Origin of the sequence: Parachlamydia sp. (assembly GCF_050255895.1) — a bacterium.
GTDB classification, from domain to species: domain Bacteria; phylum Chlamydiota; class Chlamydiia; order Chlamydiales; family Parachlamydiaceae; genus Parachlamydia; species Parachlamydia acanthamoebae.
Genome location: NZ_JBFWIR010000060.1, coordinates 1 through 21,401 on the forward strand (window position 1 = coordinate 1; position 21,401 = coordinate 21,401).

Below are 21,401 nucleotides of genomic sequence, written 5' to 3' on the forward strand. Positions count from 1 at the left end.
TCCTGTTGCTCCAGTAGCACCCGTCAGCCCTGTTGGACCTGTAGCTCCCGTAGTGCCTGTTGCTCCTATTGGACCTGTAGGTCCTGTAGCTCCTGGATCACCTGTTGGACCCGTAGCTCCCGTTAATCCTGTTGGGCCCGTAGCTCCCGTAACACCGGCAGCACCTGTTGCTCCAGTAGCGCCCGTCAGCCCTGTTGGACCTGTAGCTCCCGTAGTGCCTGTTACTCCTATTGGACCTGTAGGTCCTGTAGGTCCTGTAGCTCCTGGATCACCCGTTGGACCCGTGCCTCCCGTTAATCCTGTTGGGCCCGTAGCTCCCGTAACACCAGTAGCTCCTGTTGCTCCAGTAGCACCCGTCAGCCCTGTTGGACCTGTTGCTCCCGTGGTACCTGCTGGACCCGTTGCTCCAGTAGCACCTGGATCGCCTGTAGCTCCTGTTGACCCCGGCGGACCTGTTGGTCCTTTTGGGCCTGGTGGACCTGGAGTAGGGGGTTTACAAACAGCAAAGACATCTACAACTTTTATCCGTTTTCTTTCCCGCGGATCTTCATCATTACCCACAGTTTCAACTTGATAGATTCTTTCTTGAACAACATTTTCTTTTTTGTCGAATTGGGTGACTTTCGTAAGCTGTTGCAAATCGTCATATTCATAACGGCTTCTCAAACTATCCTCATCTAAAACATCTGTAAATTTGTCTGCGTAGAGAAAAACATAATCTCCTTCAGCCTCTCCATTCTCCCCAACTTTAGCTAAGCAAACCACTTTTCCTTCTTCATCGTATTCAATAAGGATCGAATCTTCTCCTTCAATATTTTTTCTCACAAGTAAGCAGCTTTTATCTTTTACTTGATACTGATAGGTTTGAGCATTAATATTGGAGCCTCTTACTTGTGTTAAGGCATGAACAATCGAATCGTCCTCTAGTTGAAATGGTTCCAGCTTATATTCTATGACTCGGCCAACAATTGTAGAAACAAAAACCGCTGTACCATTGAAATCAAATTCATAATCAAAATCGACTCTAAAAACACTCTTAGAAGTTCTCGAAAATAACTCTATCGATTCTAAATGTCCCTCATTGTTATAAGCATATTTCACCTGATTCCCGCTTGGAAGAATTTGCTTCGTTATCCTATAGTAATCAGGATTGATAAATTTTTTAGATAAATCAGGTAAAATTTCTTCTCCTAAGCATAGCGTCGGAATGGTATCGATTTTTTCATATATTTTGTTTCCTCCCTCATTCGAAGAAATCAAACATTTGTTTTGTGCTAGACGAAAATCTTTAACGCTGGGATCAAATTTTCCATCTAGTGCATACATAAGCTCGTCTGGATTTTGTTTATCTTTCCCTACAATCAGAAAATACTCAGAAAATAATCTCCATCCTCCAGAATGCTGAAAACTTTTAGTATTTAACTGCCTTTTTAAAAGAAGAAGATCAGGACCGGGGAAGTGTAAATCGATATGCGATTCAAAATAATCACCATCGACCACATTAACCTGATGTTCAATAAAACTTTCGGCTTCATTTTCTTTTGTAAAAAGTTTCACATTTGGTTGATGTGCGTACATCGATGCATGTGAAAGAAAAATTAAACAGAACCAAAAAACCTGTTTTAGATTTGATATAAAGTTATTCATGATGTTTTTTTCTTGTTAAAATTTATTGTTGTCATTTCGAAACTAACATCACTCCTCTTTTTTTTAAATTAATTTCTGTTGCTACCTCTATGCAAAGCATACCTTAAAATGCACTCTATGCGATTAGTTAATCCAGGTAGATAACATCAAATGTGTTTATTCAAGTTGAAGAAAGAGTGAATTATCCATTAAGAGCACAAAGAGAATGAGGATAAATAATAACACAAAGAAATGCATGAACATGTCAACAACGCCCCTATTAAAGATGCTGAAAAAAATGCTTTACTTGGGAGTCGTGCTGTTAACCATTGAAAAAGAACTCGGAAAATGGGAAAGCGTTTGAGACCAACGTTCAGAATGCCAAAGTGCAATTGCACATCTTTAACTATGGAAAATAAAGTCTATAATACACTTAAGAATCTAAACCTTCCAACCAAACGCTTCGTGAAATATTCACCTGAAGACGTTGTTACCGAGAACTGCAGCTTGAGTATTCTCACCACTTCTAAAAATAATCTTACTAATAATTCGGAAAGTTGTAAAATGAATGCTCACATTTATCTAGAAGAGGTTTTAATTTGTGAAAAAATCAAGTTTAACTTTTACTTTCATTTTTGCCGTAAACTTACTCAGACAGGGTTCTATGGAAAGCGAAATCACTAGCTTTATGGGTTTGCCAAATCATTTTTTCTATCTCGACTCAACAACGTTATTTTTTTTGATAAATTCTGTAATTACACCTTAAATTTGTAACTGAGGCTCCAATAATGCGCATTATCCTCCTCTCTCTTACCCTAATTTTAGCATTGTTTCAGACAGCTCATGCTGAAAAATCCATCGGGATCTATACTTATCTAGTTTCAGACATGAAACCTTGGGATCCTGACGACGTTAAAACTGGAATTTGTGGGTCAGAAGAGGCTATTATTTATCTATCTCAGAAACTTGCGGAATTGGGTTATAAAGTACTCGTATTCGCAACTCCCCCTCAAAATTCACAGCACAGTCTTCCGGAAGCTAATCCTCGTTATGTAAATATAGATTTTAATGACTACCCCACTTTAGATGTTGCTATTTCATGGCGAATGCCAAATGCAGCTCAAAAATTAAAACTGCGTGCTCGAAAAGTTTATTTATGGCCCCATGATACAATTTCACACACAGTATCGAATGAGGAAATAAACAATTTTGACGATGTTTTGTGGTTATCCGAATGGCAACGAAAACAATGGATTTCAGTCAATCCTGGGTTTGCAAAATTTACTAAGATCTTCGGAAATGGGATCGAACCCAAACAATTTAAAGAAAATAAGCAGAAAGCAAATCCCCACGCCTGCATCTATGGCTCTAATTATGCTCGAGGGTTAGAGGTACTGTTGGATATCTGGCCAGTCGTTAGACAAAAATTTCCCGATGCCACGCTCGACATCTATTATGGCTGGCAGGATTGGGGATTATTATCACTTGAGAAAAAAGTTCGAATGAAAGCCCAAGTCATGAACTATGCTTGTCTTGGAGTAACAGAACATGGCCAAGTAGGACATGAAGAGCTCAATAGAGCTTATGAAAACGCTTCTCTCTGGACATACCCTTGTATCGGATTAGAAACATTTTGCATCTCAGCACTTCGCGCACAACTTTCAGGAGCAATACCCGTCATCATCGATGGCTCTGCATTAGATGAAACTGTAAAACATGGCTACAAATGCACAAAAAAAGAGGAATATTTGCCCCTTCTTCTCAACGCAATGCTTGACGCCGAAAAAATCCCTCTAGACGAACGAAAAAAGATGGGTGAGTTTGTCTTAGAAAAATTTACCTGGGAGAAGCTTGCTCGGCAGCTTGATTCGCGACTGCACGATCAGAAAGAATAACTTGATTGCAAATTTTCTCAAGCAACTTTGCATTAGCAAACCCTAAGTTATTTTCTACACACGCACGCACATTAGGAGGTAAATTTTTATTTTTTAAAAGTTCAAGGCTAATCTGCTGGCTTTCTTCATACTTTCCGATCCAGTAAGCAGAAATGGAAAGTTCTAGCAATATTCCATATTCTCGCATCCAATCTTGGACAAACAGGATATCGGTAGTTGTGGGAACCGCCAAAGCTATTTTTGCCATCTCATAACCTAATTTAAAATCCCCCTTGAGACCTAAATAGTGAGCTATTTGATAAAGCGGCTCTATCCTGGAGTTTCTATATTGATAAGCTCGTTGATAACTCGCCAAAACCTTCTCAAAGGGCATTTCAAGTAACTCTTCCATGACGCCGATTTGATATAAACTCCAAAATACCTCTTCATTCCAACCACCCAGGGCAGCTCGCTTTTCATAATTTTCTAAAGCTTTAGAATAGCATCCAGCATCACGATAACTTTGAGCTAAATAGAAAATGTATCGACTATTATGCGGCTCTTTTTTTAATGCGTCCTCTAAAATTTGAGCGTCTTTGTGATATTTTTGAGGGTCCTTTGATCTAGCACCTTCTGAAGTATAGATATTAAGAACTTTTTCTAATGTAGCGTGACTCTTTGAAACAGGACAGCTAATAGCTTCATGCAAAACACCCTTCCATTCCCAATCTAAATGATTGTTGATTAGTTGGATTCGACAATATTTACTTCCAGAATGCGAGATCATAATATAATAATAATCTTTATCTAACGGAGGGAGCTTAAAATCAGCTTCATACTCAAGATACTCATCTGCATCGATAAAAAGCACATAATCTGCTTTCTCATCAGCAAACTTTAAAGCTTCATTGCGATTATGACTAAAGTTCACCCAAGGACTTTCGTGCAATTCTCCAGGGATCGCATTTTTTGCCATGAAATCCTTAATAATTTCTTGAGTACCGTCTGTAGAGCCTGTATCGACAATAACCCAATAATCAATGATAGGTAAGACCGAAGTTAAGCAGCGAACGATCACATCCTTTTCGTTCTTTACAATCATATTTAAACATACTTTTGGACGATCCGAATCTGCCAGCACAAAGGAGGGAAGTATAAACAAAACAATAAAAATAATTTTTATAAATGACTGTTTCATTGATTCACTCTTTCCAAGGGTGTTGCAAGCCAATCACTCCAGCTGCCGTCTATATATTTTAAAGAATAACCAAGCTGTTCGATCGCCGCAATTGTTTGTTGAACAAGCTCACCTCTATTCGCAATAGGATTATAAACATTCCCCATGATTTCAAGTATGATATAAGGTCTATTTCTTAAAATGGTTTCCTTTGCACCAAGAAGAACCTCATACTCAAAATTCTCAACATCCATCTTGATAAACGAAACATTATCTAAATGCAGACTATCTAAAGTAATCATTTCAGCGCTATCACCACCACTTCCGATGGATGTTCCCCCCTCATTGCCCGCTACAGAAGGATTCATCTCAATTGATTTAAAAGTATCACCTAGGGCACATCGATAAATTGTCACGTTCTGACATTTATTTAAAACCATATTCATGACCAATTCTGAATATAACTTTATCTGAGGTTCAAAAGCGACGACGCGTCCTTTACTACCAACTAATTTAGACATTGAAAGAGTATGGGTACCAATGTGAGCACCAATGTCAACTACCGTAGTTCCTGGTGTAATATACTGTTCCAGTAGTGGAATGAAATTATCTTCCCAAGCCCGTCCTGCTGCCAATTGATTCTTGATCAGATCAACTCGGCTATCTATATAAAAAGATCCTAAGTTATCAATTGTGTATATCTTATAAAGAGCTTTAGGAAATGCCTTTAATAGGGAAACTTCATCCTCTGGGCCCACAACAGAATCAAGATTATTTTGAAAGATTGTGAACTTGTGTTTTTCATCCTTATTTTCTTCAAGGTTTTTACATCCTGAAGAGCCGAGGGCAAGTAAAGTAAATAGAATCGAGTGTAAAATTTTCATTTTTCCTTTAATCAATTACTAATGAAGTTTATTTCTGTTAATTCCATTCAGTCAAATCCATTCAATTTTCTAAAAATTTAAATTTTTGGAAGTCTCCCTGGATTCGTAATGTAATCATTTGTTGATTAATTGATGACTATTTCGAGGCTTCCAACAACTTCTTCCTAAAAACCACCTGCCCTATTTTTGGACATCTCAAAAAGCAAAATTTCATTAGTCCTTACAATAAGATGAGCTGATAACAAGACGATAACTCAGAGAGTTTGGTAAGCTGATTTTTTTAAACGTTCATATAAGCAATTACTGACGAGTATTTGCTAAGAGTCAACATACCACTCTGATAAAGACGAATCATACCAGTTATTACTACATTAAGCATATTATTTTTTTTGAATATGGCGGCTGAATTCCACATCGATTCTTAAAGAGACACTATTTTTTTAGAAAAATTACCCTGTGCAAAATTTCTTTATGTATCAATGCTCAACCTCCTTATTCTCTAATAAGCACAAATCCCTCCATAATGCATTCTAAATAATCTGAGAGCATTAAGGATTCATGCAAAAGTCTATGATATTAAGTTCACTTTTTTCTAGGTTTTGTCCAAGAGAGCTGGTTTACCTCAAGCGAAAGCCATCTCCGATGTTGCGTGTATGGACGACACGCCGCAAAGTTGAGTAAATAGTTCACTCGTTCTACAAATAGTAACCCTTATACAAAATTAAGCTTTGCTCCATGCTTCAGATTTGTAAAATAAGATTGCAAAAGGTGTGAAAATGCAATAAATAATAGAGGAGATGATAATTGAACCTTTGTGACAGAATGTGGAAGAACAACCTGTTTTCAAAAATTCTATCTTGCCATTATTCGATTCATCAGGGACAAAGCCCACTTAAAACCAATAAAAAAGGTCTTATAGCAAATAAATGAAGAAAAATTCATTCAAAAATGCCTCTCTATTTTTTTGTTTCTTTCTTTGCTTGTTGGCAAATCTTTTCGCCAGCCCTGAAAAAGTCGTTGAAAATGAAGTCTCTTTACCTTCTTTGAACGATGTTCAAGCAAATGAATGGGTATTCCCACCCACCCTAGCTTATCTTCAAGGTGTTGTTGGAAAAGGTATTGGAGAACAAAATGGCTATGCTTCTTTCGGAATTTTTACTATCCCCTTGTTAGATTCGAATGGGCAATTATTTTTTGATGCACGCATTCACAATTTAAGGCATGAACGCTGGGCTGCAAATGTGGGGGTGGGAACACGCATTGCCATTCCATGCACAAATCTTTTCTTTGGAATCAACTTCTTTTATGATTATCGAAGAACTCGACATGACTATCATCAGTTAGGACCTGGATTAGAACTGATTCATCCTTGCTGGGCATTTCGTATCAATGGCTATTTTCCGATATGCGACAGATCTTTACGCAAGCACCCTAAAGTTTTTCGATTTCATGACAATTTGTTTGCAGCTTGCACGCAAATTCAAAATTCTTTGTCTGGAGGAGATCTGGAACTTGAAACAAGTTTAAGAAGATGGGATCCTTGCCTTTGCTTTGATGTTTACATTGCACCTGGTGGATATTTTTATCATATCCGACACCATCGAGACATCACAGGCGGAAGACTTCGCATAGGAGCTGTCTTATTCGACTACTTGGGTCTTGAAGTACGTGGATCTTATGACCACTATTATAAAGGCACGGTTCAGGGCGTTGCTTATGTGGAAATTCCTTTTGGAGGACCCCGTTGCAGCTCTCCTTGTGATACACCACCCTTCTTGTGGCCAGTGCAGCGGCAAGAAATCATTGTACTCGACAAAAAATACTGCAGATGGAGACAAAACTTCTAAGCACTATTCATATCCTGCGGGATCGGTCTTGGAAACTGTAAAATCTAACACTTCTGAGACGATCCCGCTAAGACGCCTGTTCTCGAATGCATCTTTGAAAATTTGCGTCGCATCCTCCGTTTTCATCCCACCTTCCTTTGGCTTGACTTCTGTATAAAGCTCGTTACGCTTTTGCAAAATGTCATTCACAATAGCCTCTCCAAAAATAGATGCTAAAAGAGGTCGAGAAGCTAAAAAAACCCGGATTTGGGATTTATTATCTAGAGTGATATATTTTGACAACTTGGGATAGCTCACATTCACTTCCACTGTACCTTTTTCTTCTTTAGGTATCTCTACACCCCCTTTGAGCATTAAGTAAAAAATATCATGCAAATAGGGATCTTTAAAAGAAAGTGTCGACAAATCACATGCATTTTTAATTTTTTGCTTACTTGGCAAATCTTCTGCTGCTTGGCTTATTGCCTTTAACAATTGTTCCACAAAGTGTTCATCCGCCTCTAATGCCTCTTTAAAAAATCTGGTGTGTCCATATATGGCTGGTAGGATATTTTTAGCCATGAGATTAAATTGTTCAAAGAGCTCTTGCTTTTTCTCGCGTTCATCTTTCTTTAAAAATAAGGCGATCGGAAGTTTAGGACTTGCTTTGCTTTTTGTTTGCCTTTCATTGTCGTTTTGCTCTTTCGTTGTCGCAACATGACCCTCATACCACTTTTTGGCACTCTCTGCATATCCCTCTCTTTCTAAATTTTTCATGTAAAATTCAAATTGGGACTGCGTAATGGCAAAGCCTCGATAGCTCTCCAAGCGTGCATAGGTCATCAAAGTCATTAGCATTAACATGCTTGTCACGAAGAGTAAAATATTCACGGAATCCCCTAATGATCGTAAATGATCGGATTTTTGCTATTTGGCAAAGGAAAACTGTAAACTAAAGGGTCTTTTTGCCCTTCTTGGGTAATGAATAGACGAACAATGGCAGGGAGTTGATCATATTCTTGCAACCAAGTATCCACCCATGCCCCAGGGGGGATTGGAGTAATATTAGCCCTGACATCTTCAGGAGAAGTCGGTTGCTCCTTAACATCTTTTAAGGTTCCCTTATCAGGAGGAATGAAAAATTGAAATTTCAACATCGCCACATTTTCAAAAAGAACTTCTTGTTTCATTGGAGGGGTTTCATCGTCTTCCCAACGATTGGGTGTCGGCCAAATTCCCAAACAAAGCCTTCCTTCTCGATCAACATATAATCTTCCCAACACAGCAGATGCAAACATACTATCCAAATCCACACAGTTATCAAAACCAAAGACCAAACTTTGTGTTCCTGGTTTAAAGAGCCCTTCTGCAAAGCTCGTATTAAAAAAGTAATAAGCTGATCGATTGCTTCCAATCGAGGAAAAACTTTTCGGTAAAATTTGGGTTAAACGGTACTGTAAAAATCTTCTTAAAAAGCTATCCCTCTGCAACCTTTCAGATTCCCGATTCATTGCATCGATTTGCTGATAGAAAAAACTCAACGTGGTCAAAATCATGGAAGTCAAAACCATGGCGATTAAGACTTCCAAAAGAGTCGCAAAGGATTTTCGATGAATTTTACTGTGATAAGACATCCTGGCTACTCCTTGGGCAAAGCCGAAATTCCGGTCAGATTTCGAGCTAAAAAGAACTGATAAGTGTAAATTTGATCACTCTTAGATGGGCTTTCTCCACTAGGATGAAACGCAAACTTTAGCTCAAAGATATAGAGGACATACTCATCGACTTTTTCATCATCTTTTTTAGGTTTGCGTTTTTTCTCATTAAATGTATAGGTTCCCTCAAAAGGGAGTAAAGCCGTAAAACCTGCAGCGCTCAGTAACTCATTGGTCACAGGAAAAACTGTCCCATTCTCAAGATCTTGCCAGGGAATTTTATTGAAGTAAAGTTGCTCAGTGATGTGGCCATAGAGCAAATTAACAAGATGATCCAATTCGATTTTCCGAATAAATTGAGACTGACTTCTCAACATGACTGAATGAGGTGAAATCAAAGGAAATACACACAAAACAATAAGAGCAAAAGCAATCAAAACTTCTAGAAGTAAAAAATGACGTTTTTTTGAGCTACAAAACACAGGTTAAGACCCCTTTGGTTTTGGAGCTTGCCCCTTTTTTTTCTTCTCTGCTTCCGCTTCTTTTTCTTTATCCTGCTTAAACTGCGCAATTTCTTGCTTCGTTCTATTGGTAATTGTTAGTTTCGTACTGGTTTCTGTATTCGGCAAAAAAATGGGATCGCTAGCTGAAGGTGCAGAACTCACAATAGGATGTGGGTATCCATGTAAATTAATCACACGCACCAATGCCCAGGAAGGTACATTCACAGCATCTGAGGAATTCGAAAGACGCAAAATTCCGCGGCTCATGACTGATCCCTTAGAAAGAAAATGGATGGAGATAGCGCCTTCCGTAACAGGAAGATCAAGTTCATCCCTAAAGCTTACACCTCGGATCGTTTTAAGTTTGGGTTGAACACGCAGGATTTCATTCATCCAATTTTTCGTCGCCTGGCTTTCTGTTTCTAATGTAAAATTTATGCCATCATCCCCCTGTGAAAATTTGACCGTGACGTCAGCCTGCAGAACCAACATTAAATCTTGGGCAAAACGTAATTCATTTACCACCGTCTCCACTTCAGTTCGAAAACGTTGCTCTTCCAAGGCGTTGTTAATGTTAATTCCGATGGCTACCGTCACAATACTCAGGATGGCCAATACGATTAGCATTTCTACTAAAGTAAAAAATGACAATCGTTTAATGATTTTGGCAAAATGCATGCTTTCTTGATTTACTTAGAGGATTTCTGGTACTGCTCTAGCTTTTCAGAACGCACGTGAATGACTCCATTGTCGACAGTCACTTTATACTCTTCCCCCCAACCATCACGTATTAAGGCCGCTGGATTTTGAACAAGCGGAGACTTAGCCACAATGCCCTGCCAGTTATTTCCAATATCATTGAGCAATGCAGGATTTTCAGAAACCTGGAGATTCAAAATCGTTTCTAATCTTTCAATCCCTGCTTTTGTTTTAAAGACTTTGCCTTCATCAAGGGCACCACGATAGTTATAAGCAACCACCCCTGTGATTAACGCAATCAGGAACATCACAATCATCATTTCGATTAATGTGACATGTCTTTTACTTTTTACAATACAATTCATACTTACCACCTTAGGTTACATCGAAAATGAACTTACATCCGTCAAAGGTAATAACACAGCCATCATGACAGCCCCTATGACAGTTCCCATAACAATCAAAATAACTGGCTGAGCAAGCGCCATCACACGTGATAACGTTTTCTCGAGCTCATCTTCATACATATCAGCAATTTTATTCATCATTATGACACTACTCCCTGAATCTTCACCCACAGCGAGCATGCGAGATACCATATGCGGAAAATATTTAGATTGCATTAATTGTGCGCTTAAAGAGCTTCCTTCAATTATTTTTGATTCAGCACGCTTGATTTCTTCTTCAAGCGTCGCGTTTCGCATTGTTTCACGTGCAATGCGAAGAGAGTCGATCATGGTAACTCCCCCATTTTGAAGCGTTGCCATGGTGCGACAAAAACGAGATACGGCAGCCTGGATCACCAAATTTCTTATTCCAGGAATGGTCAATAGCTGCCTTTCCAACCATAATTTTCCTGACGGTGTTCTTAACTTGATCACAATTAAAAAAATAGTCAAAGCAACCACTGGAAGATAGAGCCACCAGTAATCACGAAAAAAATGGCTGACCGCTAAAACAGCCTGGGTAAAACCATTTAATTGCTTATCCGCGAAAATACCCTCTATTGAAGGCACAACAAAACCCAAAAGCAAACAGATAACCAAAAGTGCAAAACAAGCTAGCACAGCAGGATAAATCATTGCGGTTGTGATTTCCTTGCGCAATTTTTGCTGTTTATTCAAAAGAAGGCTCAGCTTTTCGAGAACAAGATCAAGTGCACCCACCGACTCTCCAGCCCGTACCATCGAGCAATATAAGCGATTAAAACTATCGGGATAATTTTGCATGGCCTCAGACAGAGGTGTTCCGGCTTTAATTTGATCGCATAAACTTAAAATAATCGAATGAAAAGATTCATTTCTGTATTGCTCTTCGATCGCAATCAAAGCTTCATATAGTGGAACACCTGCTCCAAGCAGCTGTGAAAGTTGAAATGTGAAAGCAAGGAGATCATCTCCTTTTAGTTTCTTGCTCGATCCACCGCCCTCTTTTAGAGAGAGCTTTGCAATCATCAAAGATTGCTCGCGTAGCTTGCTTTTAGCTTCTAGTTCATTATGAGCTTCAATATACCCATTCTTTTTTTTTCCTGCGAAATCATAGGCTTGGTACTGATACATCGGCATAGCTGAACCTCCTAATCCTCCAACCCGCGTGCAGCTCTCAGAACTTCAGCGCTTGTCGTCACCCCTTTTTTAGCTAATTCGGCACCATGATTTAACAATCCAATCATCCCTGTATTGAGCGCTACATCTCGCATTTCAACAGCATCTGCACTTTTGACAATTTGCTTTTTGATGGCATTATTGATAGACATCAGTTCATAGAGCCCATGCCGTCCACGATATCCTGTTCCATAACAAGCGGAACAACCTTCGCCGACAAATAAATTGCCATCTGTTAATTCATCTCGTTGTAAACCGAGGCTGGCAAGCTCTCGATCTGTTGGCTTGTAAGCCGTTTTACAGGAAGGACATATGCGGCGGACTAAGCGCTGAGCACAAACCCCCACAATAGTGGAAGAAAGAAGGTAAGGTTCAATTCCCATGTCGACTAGACGTGTGATAGAGGAAGGGGCATCGTTGGTGTGCAAAGTACTTAATACTAAATGACCTGTTAAAGAAGCTTGAATCGCAATTTCAGCAGTTTCCAAATCGCGAATCTCCCCAATCATGATAATATCAGGATCCTGGCGAAGAATATGCCTTAAGCCCGTGGCAAAATCTAATTTAATTTTATGACGTACACCAATCTGAGCAATCCCTTTTAAATTATATTCAACAGGGTCTTCAATCGTCATAATATTTGTTTCTTCGCTATACATTTCAAAAATGGCACTATATAGCGATGTTGTTTTTCCACTCCCTGTGGGCCCAGTGACTAATACGATGCCTTCAGGTAAAGCTATTAAACGTTTAAATTCCTCAAGGACAGCAGGAAGCATGCCCAATTTGTCTAACCCTAAAATTACATTTCCTTTATCTAGGATACGCAAGACAATACGCTCTCCGGCAGCTATTGGGACGGTACTCACCCGAAAATCAATCTCTCTTCTGCCCATCCGCAATTTAATACGTCCATCCTGAGGAAGACGATGTTCTGCAATATCCAGCTTAGCCATCACCTTGATACGTGTTAAAAGCTGCGCTTGAAACTCAACTGCTGGGGAATGTCGATTCTGTAGAATACCGTCGATCCGATAACGGACACGTAAGCCATCTTCTAAGGGTTCAAAATGGATATCAGAAGCACCTTGTTGAATCGCTTCGGTAAGAATCAAATTCAAGAGCTTGACAATAGGAGCTTGCATCTGAGAATCATCAAGCAAATCGTAAACTTCAACTTCACCATCGCCTCGGCCATCTTCCGATTGATCAGCAAGATTTGCGATCAGCTGCGAAGCAGCTCCAAACTCCTGATTATAACATTCATTAATGGCAGCAAGAATCACATCTTTAGGACTGTAAACCGGCTTAACGTCTACATTTAACATCAAACGCAGTTCTTCCAGAGGCTCTAAATTCAAGGGATCAGCAACTGCCACTAAAATGGCATCTTTTTCTTCTTGAATAGGCAGGACACAATGTCTTTTCGCGAATGAATAAGGAACTTTTTTGTAATATTCTCGAGGTAGTCTAAGACTTGAAAGCTCCATAAAAATAGGCAGCTTGAATTGTTCTGCCAATACCAAATTAGGATCTTTCAAAGTTTCTGGAATTGCTTTTCCCCCCAATTTTTTCTGAGGGTCCAGATTTTCTCTACTACCTTCCATCATACTCACCACGTGGAATACAATCTTGAATGCATCTTTCAGGAGGTCTTCCAAACAACATGGTTAGGTAGCCTTGAAAGATTCTATTTTTTTCCGCTTCTTCAGCCCTCTGAAGACGGCATAAAAACCCTGGAATATCTCCAGGTCGCCGCTGCATCTCTTCACAACGGATCCGATCAAAATCTTCGGCCGCCTCCGTAATGATTTTAGGCGTAATAAAGATAAACATCTCCGTCGCAGAATCAGTTAATTGAGTGATGCTGAACAATTTCCCAATTCCTGGAATTTCTCCTAAATAAGGAATCGATTCTTTGGAGTCTGAAAGATTTTTACGTCTTAATCCCCCAATAATCACAGTCTGCTGATCCGGAATACGCACTTGGTTTGTGATATGCCTGCGTGTAACATCGGGACGACTATCAACTGAAGGGTTGATTGTTTCAAAGAGAATATCCGTTTCCAATGTCACGTAATCTACAGGATCTTCTGGATCGTTCATATCTTCCCGTACGTGAATGGTCGGAATAATTTCAATTTTAATCCCGTATCGTGCACGCGCAAAGGAATCTTTTAATGTGACATTTCCTTCCGTTGGAATTTCAAAAATACCCGTACTCACCGAAATTTCCTCAGCGATTTCAATCGTTGCAGGTGTTTGGTTAATTGCGACTACAGAAGGACTTGCATTAATCTGAATATCATCTTGCGAAAGTAAAAAACGATAGGCGAAATCATAGGCAGGAATCCCACTAGCCGTTTTAGTACGACTGACCAGGTATTCGAAAACCCCTGCATTTTCTGGATGAACAACACTGGCACCTACAGGGAAAATATTGTTCCACTGCACGGATGTGGTATGCGTATTTGTCGCTGCATTACCTGTGCGGAGAAGATTTAATCCAAATTGGTTATCTCGATTCAATCTCTTTTCAAATAAGAGCACTTCAATTTGAACCATCTTTTTAGGCACGTCCAATTTCTTAAGCAATTCTTTTAATTTTGGTAAAATATCGACTTCCACAACCATCACAATGGCGCCTGTTTTGACATCCACAATGAAATTGTTACGCGTATCGTTCCCTTTATTTTCCCGCTCTCTTTCCCATCGTCTACGCGTAGGATTTGGCTCTACAAGATAAGTATCATCGAGAAAATATCCATAATCATACAACCTTGGAACCAATGGTCTTGGAGCTAATGGCGTCGGAATATTATAAAATGGCTGGTTCGTCGCAAAAGGTGCGGCCGTGACCACGGGAGGCTGTGGAGGCAATTCAATTACTTCCGTAGGTGGTCGTTCCTCATATCCTGTGCCAGTTTGCACCATGAGTTCATAAACTCTTTGCAAAATATCTGCTAAATCATTCGGATCCGAATGCTTCGTTGTATACCAAAAAATTGTTTTTCTTCTCGATTCACCAACTTGGCTTTCAACCTCTTTAATAATCGATTCCGCTTTTTGAATCTCTTCTCTCGTTCCGACAAGAAAAACAGCTTGCGCAATGTGAGAAAGTGGAATGACTTTCAATCCATTAGAGCCACCGCTCGGATCGACAGGCTCGGGGTTCTGTTTAATAGGAGGGCCTTTTCCAGATGGAGAAGGTTTTGGAGTCGTCTTTGTTGTTTCAACCAGTTGATCAAAAATCGTTCCAATAATTTTGGCCATTTCTTCAGCTTCCACACGCGACAAAGGTAAGACTTTGTATTCCTTATCTCCACGATTCGCTAAAACGAAATCATAGATCTTTAAGAGCTCCTGAACCTCAGAAACTTGACCAATGATCAAAATGTCTCTTCCCACCATTTGTAAAGTAGTATTGTTTGGATTGGTAAACTTATCCAAAAAGTACCAAATTCGTCTAACTTCTGAGGGTTGCGGCGACAAGACAAAGCAAACACGCGCATAACTTGGTACAAATTCTAAATCGAAGCGGTCACGTGTAATTAGCTGCAAATTTGAGCGATCATCTTTTGTCACATACAACTGACGTAAATAGGGATTCAAAACTTTAGAGCCGAGGCCATTGTAATTCAGAATCAATTCTAACATTTCTCCCCAAGAAGAACGAGGTACAGGAATATTAGAATTGACACTCAATTTCAGAGACGCAATATCAGGCGTCATTAAATAGACATAATCAGCAGACCCATAGTCCATAATTAGCTGACCGACCGTCGTTTCTGGATGATGCCAAAGTGCATAACCATCCGTGTCTTCGGAAGTTGAAGCTAATTCCCGCCAGCTATTCTCCAAATCGCGAATGTTATCCTTGATGGAGTTGATTTGTACCAATAAAGCTTTAAAGCTTTGCTCTGGAGCCCCTCTTTCATAAAGCCTGTAAGCCTCCGAGTAGTAATTCTCTAAAAGCTTATGCCACTCATTGAGCTCTTTATTGACTTCTTCTAAAAATTTTTGCATACGAGGGGAGAGATCGCCTTCACTTATGATTCCTTCTTTTTTTTCAGCAATGGTTTGTCCTTCCAGGATTACCGTGCTAAAAAGGAGAGCAAATAGAATAAAAAGTCGGTTATAAGTATTTAATTTCACATTCCACCATTTATCTTATGTATAGAGAAACTCCGGCTTATTCAGCGGAGTGATCTTGAGTCTCATTTTCTTCTGTTTTTATGTTTGACTGCCTTGCATCAACCTTATTTTTAGGCCTTATATTTTTAGATGAACTTTCATCCTTTTTTCCCCGTGAATCTTCTTTTACAGTACTCCCACCAGTTTGTTGTATAGGCAGTTCTATGGTTTGAAAATCACTTCGAGTGGTATTAAATACAACCCCGGATAATACTTGTTGATCACCCACTTTTTTAAGACCATCGAATACAAATAGCGGACCGATAGTTTTCCGATCAACATAATCATCAATTTCCTGAGCCGTCGTTAATTTTTTCCATGTACCGTCGGACTGCAAAAGCCAATCATAGGGACTCAATAAAACACGCTCTCCATCAATCTCGAAGACAAATTGAGATCTTGTGCGCGCCCCTAAAAATTTAAAATGCTTTTCGATATTTTGTAAACTGCGTGGCTCGGCAGATTTTAAAAGGTTCAGCGTAATCGTGCCCTTCCCCTCCGCATCCCATAAATCAAACTTCATTAAACGTTCATCGATTTGCTTAACGACCAATAAAGGGTGCCCGAGCGAGTCTTTTCCTGGTTTTACGCTTTTCCATCTGTTCCCATCCCAAATAAAAATATCTCCCGCGTTGGCATAGATCGAATATCCATCTGGAGATTCACCAAAGTCAATCCGCTCTTTTCCCACAAAATCTTTGTACTCTTCTCCTCCATGCCTTTCAAAAAACTTGTCTTTTCCAAACCAACGCGCTTTTTGACGAGCAAGCAAGGTTCCATCGACCCTTTGATTTCCGATTTCCCAATTTCCGATAGTCCGAGCAAATTCTCGCGCCTTTAGATTAAATTGGAGATTATTTGCAGGCTCCCGGACAAGATTTCCTTTATCATCTAACATGCCCACTCTAACTAATGCCTCGTCTCCGCTAGGTTGAGCTTCAATCCAAAGGGGTGTTGACTCATTACTTGGGCTAAATGAGTATTTTCCAGGAGAAGTTTTACCATCATAAACTAAAAACAATTTTTGATTTGCTTCAATGGCAGCGGTTTCTTTACCTCCATTCCAACCGAAATGCAAAAGAGTTCCATTTTGCGCATCTGGTCGACCATTTTTGCCATAATAGATGAGAAAACGTCGCAAATCTGGCAATTGAATTGTCATGGGGGTGAAACTCAAATGCAACAAATGGTTTTCGACATCTGCATATGCTTGTTCAGATGAAGTAAACGCTCTTTTTGGCAATGTTGTTTTTGGCTCTTGCACTTCTACAAAGGAAATTTGAGAAGGGCGCGAAAATAAAAACCAAAGTGAAAGAAGGAGCAGAAATATTCCAAATCCAATCAAAGCCAAGTTAATCCATGAAATCCACTGCTTAATCATGCCTCTAACTTAACCTTTTACGTAATGACTGCAAGCATTGATATGCTCAAATCTTTTTTTTAGTTCCCTCAGATATCTCTCAGCAAGAAATAATTCTTCCTAATATTGAAAGATCAATAACATTAATGCAACAGAATTTAAGATTATCTCAAATAAAGATTGTCTACATTCACCCTTTTGATTATACATCAAATTTGAATTTAACAAGAGAGGAAATATGTCTTCTGAGCTCCCCCCAGATCCAGCTTCTCAAGAACCTGAAAAAGACCCCAAGGAATCCAAAGAAACGCCTCCTCCTGAAAAAGACAAACTAGATACTTTTTATGGCTTCGCCAAAAAGAACACCCGTGATACCGCAGCCTACGTGCTCTTATTGATAGGGATCATCTGGAGTTTTTTTAACTCATTTTATGGAGGCGTTCTGGTTGGTCTTGTGGCGGGTGCCTATTATTCGGAAGAAATTCTAACCTTTATTAAATCCATTAAAGAAGAAATCGAAGAGTATGGTACAGCCAGCAGTTTGATCTTAGCTGGAACGCTTTTAGCTTTTTTTGTTGCATCTCCCGGGATTTTTTTAGGCGGAGCGATTGTGATCGCTTTAAAAGAAGCCTTAGCCTCCTCTGGCAAAAACACTTAGATGGTCACAGGCTCCTTGCAATCGCAATGGAGCCTGTATATCTTACCGAAAATTTTCTACATAACGTTTCATGAAAACGGCTTTTCTTTTCTCTCCCGCCATAAGCTCCTCATCATCCCGAGAAGGTACGACCCCCATGGCTGGCTTACCTTGATAGGAATGAACCACTGTCGATTGTTGCTGTAATTGCCACTGAACAAGCGGTAAAGAGTGATAAAGATGAATGGAATTATCTTTAAAAACTTCGGTTGCAGAAGGAAAAAGATGAGGGAAATTGGCCATTTCTTCACTGTTATCCAATGATGCATTCCCTTCGCCAGTTTTTTTTGAAGTCCCCTTCGCCCCTCCGAGTCCTAAGATCAGCAATTTACTCGCTGCATTTGGCAAAAACCAAATCACTTTTCGAGGAACCCGTGCAACTGTCATCATTGGCTTTGGAACATTCTTTTTCACTTTTTTCATCGCATTTTCCATTTTTTGGTCAATGGCCCGCAACGGTTTTCCGATCAACTTCACATTTTTTGGAGAAGGAATCGTTCCTGCCAAGGCTTTTCCCAATGACATTTCATTGGAAAGATTTGTAACACCTGTTTTCTTCAGAATTTCATTGGCTAGGTAGGTACAATTTTGTCGGGTTAAATTAAATCTAACAGTACGCATCCGGTAATCATTGAGCGTAGACATGATCTCTTCAAATACCTCAGGTGTCACTGGAATACTCGTCACAATGCGTCCTTCATGAGGTCTAAATTCTTCAAAATCTAAAATGGCTGGCGCAGAGTTGACGGTCGCAAGGATATTCCGACCTTCTTTAAAAGGTTGCTCTTCTGGTAAGCCGCTTAAACCTGTTGAGTAGACAGCCCCATCCGCATTAATGACTCGAATACCCGCATGCATAGGAATAGATGCCGATAGCTTTGCCAAAAAAAAGTTATCATCATGCTTGGTTAAATCACGCGGATTCGTATAGATTTGAACAACACATGTTTTATTGGGATCTGCAGGAAAAGGCTCACCTTCAGGTGCAAACAGCTGCGCATGAGCAAGCAATTCTCCCATCTCTTCTTTCGACAGCTGTTCAACAGGGTATAATTCAGGATGGGTATACCGATCAACAGGGACTAAACCATCAGGAGAAAAATAATTCCATCTTTGTCGCCCCTGATTTTCATCTAACCCCTCTTTTCTTTTTTCAACGACACCAGCTAGATGAGAATAAGCATCACTCTCTAAATCCTGCATAATTTCTGATACAAGGACCCAGGCCCCTTGCTTTTTTATCATGACTCTTTGGTTTTCATCTTGCCGAATAGCATGCGATTCTTTTCCATTGGTGGATGTATTTTGAAAACCGACAATATTGTAAATCATACGACTCGCAAACAAAAATTGAACAGCTTGAGGGTCTTCACTTGCCAAATGTGGATCGAGTCCCAATCTTTCTAATTTGGTCTGCAACTGAGCTGTTTGAATCAGCAATTTTAAGGTAGTGGCTTCTGGCGAGTGAATAGGAAACTGTTTGCGAAGTCGTGCGAGTTTTTTATAAAATTTTTTATCTACCTGCAAAGTCGTTAAAATATCTTTTTTGACTTCGTTTAATTCAGGAGCTAATCCACTAAGCTCCCCATCTTTAAGATAGGTACTAAGTTGGGTGACGGTTTCTGTCAAACTTTCCAGTATATGTTCCGCATCGGGCAATGTTAGATTTTCTTTGATTAACTCGTTCACTTGAGATTCTAACTTAGTCCCCTTAAATAATTGGGCTAACGCGTGCACTTTGTTGGTCATTTCTTGATTTTCAGGAAATTTTTTTGCAAATTCAGTATAATTTTTGACGGAATTTAAAATAGCCTTATTGGAAATCCAATTTCTATACTTTGCAAAGTGAAAAATTCGATTCGCCAATTGTTTTATTCCAAGTTCCCCTTGTTTAGCAGTAAATTTCTGAATTTCTTTTGGAGAAGAAAGATTTAAATTCATCTCTATTTGATGAGAATGAAATGGATTAATAGGAAAACGATCAGGTTGAACCATTTTGACCCCATATTAATAATTAATCACCCACTAAAATCATTTTATCACACCAACAAAATACTTTAAAACCTTATTAGAATTCAATTTGCTTTCTCATGAATCGGATATAAAAGATTTGACAGAACATGCCATTAAAGTTTTAAAAAAAAAGAATGCAAAAAACTAATTTCTGCATCAAATTGCCTTCTGAATGATTAAAATATTCTTTTCAAAAACTTGTTTTTTTGGCATAATAAAACCTCTATAAATCTTAAACCTACTTACTCATCAAAATTTATTACGTTTGCAACAAAAAAAATGCATATTTATGGTACAGTCGGATTACTTTGGTTATCCCACCTCCTCGTCGATACAATGATTGGGATTTGGCCAATTTACAAAACAATTGCCCATATTGATTTAGCGGTGGCTGGATTCATCGCCGCAGCCTGCGCTTTTATCGGTGAAGGAATGCAAATTTTTTTTGGGATGCTCAGTGATAAAGGGCATCGTAAAATTCTCATTTGTTTCGGGTTGCTTTGTGCAGCCAGCAGCCTATTCTTTCCTCACGTTGAAGGACCTTTCTTTCTTTTTCTTCTCTATTTATTTACTTGTCTTGGATCTGGTGCTTTTCACCCTGCAGCAGCTAGTCATATAGGGATGCTAACTGAACATCGAAAAAGCTTATTTATTGCCATTTTTGCCTCAGGCGGAGCCATCGGATTAGCTTGCAGCCAATTGGCTTTTTCTCACTGTTATCACGCTTTTGACGGAAATACCGCCTATCTTTTTTTACCCATGGCTGCACTCATTCTCTTGATCGCCTTTTTCCCATTCGCAACATCAACTGCCTTGCTAGCCAAAAACAAGCATTCTGTAAGTTGGAAAGGGATTCAAAAGTTTCTTTCTTCACGAGAGCTGGTGTCGCTCTATTTTTGCCAAGTTTGCGTCAGTTCCATTTTTTGGGGAATTATCTTCCTTCTTCCTGATATACTGACTTCAAGAGGACATGTTGAATGGATTTGCATGGGAGGCGGACATTTCTTTTTCGTATTTGGCGGTGCTTTAATGATGATCCCAAGTGGGTATTTAGCTGATAAATATTCAGCAAAAGCCGTGATCTTAACTGCAATTATTTTTGGTTCCTCGATTTTTTATACATTCTATTTTACCCCTTTACTTCCACCCGTGTTTATTTTAATCTTATTGTTTTTTATGGGAGCAGCATTCGGAATCATTAATCCGATCTCAGTTTCACAGGGCCATCGCTTAATGCCTTCTCATCCTGGTCTTATCAGTGCAATCATGATGGGACTCGCGTTTTGCCT

The 21,401-nt window shown here is 39.4% G+C and carries 17 protein-coding genes; 4 read left to right on the forward strand and 13 right to left on the reverse strand.

The window, feature by feature from the left end; all coding sequences use genetic code 11:
* On the reverse strand, nt 1-1,647 hold a 1,647-nt coding region (locus AB7E63_RS10380; protein WP_428419431.1), incomplete at its 3' end, for a hypothetical protein.
* A 767-nt stretch (nt 1,648-2,414) separates the two neighbouring features.
* Between AB7E63_RS10380 and AB7E63_RS10385 the strand changes: the two genes are divergently transcribed.
* Nucleotides 2,415-3,521: a glycosyltransferase family 4 protein gene (locus AB7E63_RS10385; RefSeq protein WP_428419433.1), complete on the forward strand. Its 1,107-nt coding sequence runs from the start codon at nt 2,415-2,417 to the stop codon at nt 3,519-3,521.
* Here the strand turns inward: AB7E63_RS10385 and AB7E63_RS10390 are convergent.
* Nucleotides 3,463-4,698, reverse strand: coding sequence for a tetratricopeptide repeat-containing glycosyltransferase (locus AB7E63_RS10390; protein ID WP_013925631.1), 1,236 nt, complete (start codon nt 4,696-4,698; stop codon nt 3,463-3,465). The two genes, AB7E63_RS10385 and AB7E63_RS10390, sit on opposite strands and share 59 nt — an antisense overlap.
* Nucleotides 4,695-5,561 carry an FkbM family methyltransferase gene (locus AB7E63_RS10395; RefSeq protein WP_006342409.1) on the reverse strand — a complete coding sequence of 289 codons (867 nt, stop codon included), beginning with the start codon at nt 5,559-5,561 and terminating at the stop codon, nt 4,695-4,697. Before AB7E63_RS10395 ends, AB7E63_RS10390 begins: the two co-directional genes overlap by 4 nt.
* A gap of 926 nt (nt 5,562-6,487) precedes the next feature.
* Here AB7E63_RS10395 and AB7E63_RS10400 point away from each other — a divergent pair.
* A complete protein-coding gene (locus tag AB7E63_RS10400) occupies nt 6,488-7,408 on the forward strand; it encodes an inverse autotransporter beta domain-containing protein (protein WP_428419436.1) in 921 nt (306 codons plus the stop codon).
* 3 nt (nt 7,409-7,411) lie between these two features.
* Here AB7E63_RS10400 and AB7E63_RS10405 read toward each other — a convergent pair whose 3' ends face one another.
* From AB7E63_RS10405 to AB7E63_RS10445, 9 genes are read right to left on the reverse strand one after another with little or no spacing between them, the layout of a single operon-like run.
* Complete coding sequence (locus AB7E63_RS10405) at nt 7,412-8,278, reverse strand: hypothetical protein (protein WP_144016290.1); 867 nt, start codon at nt 8,276-8,278, stop codon at nt 7,412-7,414.
* Nucleotides 8,279-8,286: 8 nt separating this feature from the next.
* Nucleotides 8,287-9,021, reverse strand: a complete 735-nt coding sequence (locus AB7E63_RS10410) for a hypothetical protein (protein ID WP_013925633.1) — start codon at nt 9,019-9,021, stop codon at nt 8,287-8,289.
* Between the two features lie 5 nt (nt 9,022-9,026).
* Nucleotides 9,027-9,524 (reverse strand): type II secretion system protein, encoded by a 498-nt coding sequence (locus tag AB7E63_RS10415; RefSeq protein WP_013925634.1) that lies wholly within the window; start codon nt 9,522-9,524, stop codon nt 9,027-9,029.
* Nucleotides 9,525-9,527: 3 nt separating this feature from the next.
* Nucleotides 9,528-10,223 (reverse strand): prepilin-type N-terminal cleavage/methylation domain-containing protein, encoded by a 696-nt coding sequence (locus tag AB7E63_RS10420; RefSeq protein ID WP_284452737.1) that lies wholly within the window; start codon nt 10,221-10,223, stop codon nt 9,528-9,530.
* Between the two features lie 11 nt (nt 10,224-10,234).
* A complete protein-coding gene (locus tag AB7E63_RS10425) occupies nt 10,235-10,609 on the reverse strand; it encodes a type II secretion system protein (protein ID WP_006342415.1) in 375 nt (124 codons plus the stop codon).
* 15 nt (nt 10,610-10,624) lie between these two features.
* Nucleotides 10,625-11,809: a type II secretion system F family protein gene (locus tag AB7E63_RS10430; RefSeq protein ID WP_013925636.1), complete on the reverse strand. Its 1,185-nt coding sequence runs from the start codon at nt 11,807-11,809 to the stop codon at nt 10,625-10,627.
* 11 nt (nt 11,810-11,820) lie between these two features.
* A complete protein-coding gene (gene gspE / locus AB7E63_RS10435; RefSeq protein WP_006342417.1) occupies nt 11,821-13,455 on the reverse strand; it encodes a type II secretion system ATPase GspE in 1,635 nt (544 codons plus the stop codon).
* On the reverse strand, nt 13,445-16,003 hold the full coding sequence (locus AB7E63_RS10440; protein WP_284452739.1) for a secretin N-terminal domain-containing protein: 2,559 nt from the start codon (nt 16,001-16,003) through the stop codon (nt 13,445-13,447). Before AB7E63_RS10440 ends, gspE begins: the two co-directional genes overlap by 11 nt.
* Before the next feature lie 37 nt (nt 16,004-16,040).
* Complete coding sequence (locus AB7E63_RS10445; protein WP_006342419.1) at nt 16,041-17,423, reverse strand: hypothetical protein; 1,383 nt, start codon at nt 17,421-17,423, stop codon at nt 16,041-16,043.
* A 217-nt stretch (nt 17,424-17,640) separates the two neighbouring features.
* Between AB7E63_RS10445 and AB7E63_RS10450 the strand changes: the two genes are divergently transcribed.
* Complete coding sequence (locus AB7E63_RS10450; protein ID WP_013925637.1) at nt 17,641-18,060, forward strand: hypothetical protein; 420 nt, start codon at nt 17,641-17,643, stop codon at nt 18,058-18,060.
* A gap of 42 nt (nt 18,061-18,102) precedes the next feature.
* On the opposite strand, the gene AB7E63_RS10455 is transcribed toward AB7E63_RS10450, so the two are convergent.
* The gene (locus AB7E63_RS10455; protein WP_006342421.1) at nt 18,103-20,094 is read right to left on the reverse strand and encodes a hypothetical protein; all 1,992 of its coding nucleotides are present in this window, start codon (nt 20,092-20,094) and stop codon (nt 18,103-18,105) included.
* Between the two features lie 297 nt (nt 20,095-20,391).
* Here AB7E63_RS10455 and AB7E63_RS10460 point away from each other — a divergent pair.
* Nucleotides 20,392-21,401: MFS transporter (locus AB7E63_RS10460; protein WP_428419441.1), on the forward strand; the 1,010-nt coding region annotated here is incomplete at its 3' end.